This window comes from Cognatishimia activa (genome assembly GCF_001458335.1).
GTDB classification, from domain to species: domain Bacteria; phylum Pseudomonadota; class Alphaproteobacteria; order Rhodobacterales; family Rhodobacteraceae; genus Cognatishimia; species Cognatishimia activa.
The window spans coordinates 12,770-15,686 of sequence record NZ_CYTO01000026.1 but is presented as its reverse complement, the minus strand read 5'-3'; the positions used below and the strand labels follow the sequence as shown (position 1 = coordinate 15,686).

3 protein-coding genes are annotated in these 2,917 nt (G+C 57.0%); all 3 read left to right on the top strand.

The window, feature by feature from the left end; genetic code table 11:
* The coding region (locus tag TA5113_RS16245) for a c-type cytochrome (protein WP_058314100.1) at nt 1-592 on the top strand (592 nt) is incomplete at its 5' end.
* 4 nt (nt 593-596) lie between these two features.
* Nucleotides 597-1,487, top strand: coding sequence for a c-type cytochrome (locus TA5113_RS16240; protein WP_058314099.1), 891 nt, complete (start codon nt 597-599; stop codon nt 1,485-1,487).
* A 16-nt stretch (nt 1,488-1,503) separates the two neighbouring features.
* Nucleotides 1,504-2,892: a multicopper oxidase family protein gene (locus TA5113_RS16235; protein WP_058314098.1), complete on the top strand. Its 1,389-nt coding sequence runs from the start codon at nt 1,504-1,506 to the stop codon at nt 2,890-2,892.
* Nucleotides 2,893-2,917 lie beyond the last annotated feature (25 nt).

The window sequence follows — 2,917 nt, the reverse complement described above, 5'->3', positions numbered from 1 at the left end:
AATGCGAATAAAGGTTTGGATCACATCCACGGTCATTGCGACGATCGGCGTCGCGGCTTGGGCGCATACTGGGGCTACGGGTGTTGTCCTGGAGCGCATGCAAGGCATGTCTGCGATGGGAGAATCCATTAAGACACTCACCCCGATGATGCGGGGTCAAGTTCCATACGATGCCGATCTGGTACGTCGTGAGGCAGACGCAATGGTCGGGCATTCGGGTGAACAGATGGCCCGGCTGTTTCCCGAGGGGTCGGGTGGGGGCGTGTCCAAAGCATTGCCGTCAGTGTGGGAAGACAGCGAACAGTTCGCGGCCCTCGCGGAAGACCTGAAAACAGCCGCAGAAGGATTGAAATTAAGCGCAGGTAATGGGCTGGCCACAGCACAAAGCAACGACAGTGGATCAATGATGGGCGGTACAACCGGCGGGATGGTGGGCGGTGGCGCTGCCTCCATGATGGGTGGAGGTATGATGGGATCGAACCAGGTCATGACGGGCGAGATGTTTGCCAACATGCCCGCAGACGCGGCGTTCACAATGGTTGCTCAGACATGTTCGGCCTGTCATCAGAAATTCCGCAAAGAAGACGAGTAAGCAAGTGCGCTGGTGGCATTGGATTATTGGCGCGGGGTGCGTCGGTGGGATCGGAGTTGTCGCGGCAACGATAGCCTGGCCGATCGGAGCATCCGAGACAGAGATAAGTCTGGCCGGGGATGTTGACCGGGGATCGTATTTGGCACGGGCCAGCGGTTGTATCGCGTGCCACACCAACTTTGAATCCGGAGGTGCCCCGCTGGCCGGGGGCGCCCCTCTCAAGACAGACTTTGGCACCTTTTACCCGCCAAATCTTACAACCGACGCCGAACATGGAATGGGAAACTGGACCGTGGCGGACTTCGCAAGAGCAGTGAGGCAGGGTATCTCTCCTGACGGCGATCCCTACTATCCGACCTTTACGTATCCGTTTTATACAAATTTCACGGATCAGGACATTGCTGACCTGTGGTCCGCATTCCAGACCGTGCCAGCCGTGAACGTGCCAGCGCCAGCCCACGACGTCCCTTTTCCGTTCGATCAACGATGGGGGATGAAGCTTTGGAGAGCGGCGTTTTTGACGGAACCCTTTACGGCACCCGAAGCCGAGAAAAGCGACGTCTGGAACCGGGGCAAGCTGCTGGTTAACGGTGCCGCACATTGCTCTGCCTGTCATACGACGCGGAACGTTGTAGGTGCACGCATTGTGGCAGAACGGTTTTCGGGCAACGATGCCTTGCCTGGAGGCGGCAAGGCCCCATCGATCCGTTCCGGCGATCTTTTGTCAGAAGGTTGGACAGTAGACGATCTGGCTTATGCATTGCGATCTGGCATCACGCCTTCGGGTGATGTCTTTGGAGGATCAATGGCCGAAGTTGTACGCTATGGAACGAGCTTCCTAAGCGATGCAGACCTGACCGCGATGGCCACCTACCTTATGGACAACGATATATAGCACTGGAAATCAACAGATGATCACGCTCAATCGACGGCAGTTTCTCGCCACATCCAGCGCATTTGCCGGGATGTCAGCCTCTGCTGGTTTTGCCAATTCGCCGCCAACCAACCTGATTGCGCAAAAGAGCGACGTGCAGTTGCTGCCTGGTGACTATGGCAAAACTTCGCTTTGGTGCTTTGACGGGAGTTCACCGGGCCCGGAAATCCGTGTCGCCCAAGGAGGTCGGGTGCAGCGCAGATTGGTCAACCGGTTTTCCCAAGGAACTTCAACGCACTGGCACGGAATCCGGATCGACAACGCCATGGATGGCGTGTCGGGCCTGACGCAGGATGCCGTCCAGCCAGGGAATGCCTTCGACTATGACTTTATTGTCCCGGATGCTGGCACCTACTGGTATCACGCGCATAACCGTTCGTTGGAACAGGTGGCCAGGGGACTCTATGGCGCCCTGATCGTTGAAGAAGCGGAGGCCCTCGATATTGATCGGGAGGAGGTTTTGATACTTGATGATTGGCGCATCAATCCCGAAACCGCCCAGATCCAGAATGACTTTGGTGCGCCTCGTGATCTCAGCCACGCGGGAAGGCTCGGCAACCTGATTACGACCAACGGGACTTTTAATCTCGCTTTGTCTGCGCGCAGGAATGAACGCCTGCGTTTGCGGCTCGTCAATGCCTCCAACGCGCGTAATTTCCAGTTGAGCCTCGATGGCCTCGACGGGTGGATGGTCGCCCTTGATGGGATGCCGTTGACTGCACCGTTGAAGGTAACTGACACCATGACCCTTGCACCGGCCCAACGTATTGACCTGATCGTCGATGTAACGGCAAACGTCGGAGAAACGGCCCATATCGTTCAGGTTGGTCGCGAAGAGGCCTTTAGCCAGGTCGCTTTCGAGGTCGAGGAAGGTGGCACCGTAAACCGCAGGGATGCGCCCGCGGCCCTGCCTCCGAATGACCACGCAATGGTTGATCTGCAGGACGCCACAACTCTCAGTCTGAGTATGGAAGGGGGTGCGATGGGCCGTTTGAGTTCCGCTTCTCTTGGTGGGGAAATCAAGCCGATGGGCGAGCTTGTTCAAGCCGGGTATTTCTGGTCGTTCAACGGGAAAGTTGACGGTATCGACGGCGAACCTTTCGCGCGATTGGACCGAGGGCAGAATGTGCGTTTGAAGATGGTGAACGATACGGTTTTCCCACATGCCATGCACCTGCATGGTATGCACTTTCATGAAGTGGCAGAGGATGGCACGCTTGGACCACTACGTGATACCACGCTCCTTGAACGCGGAGAGACGCGTGAAGTCGCGTTCGTGGCGGACAATCCTGGCCAGTGGCTGCTGCATTGCCATATGTTGTCACATGCGGCCTCGGGCATGATGACCAAGATCGTTGTTGGATGATGACCCGATCTGCATATCTCGGGCT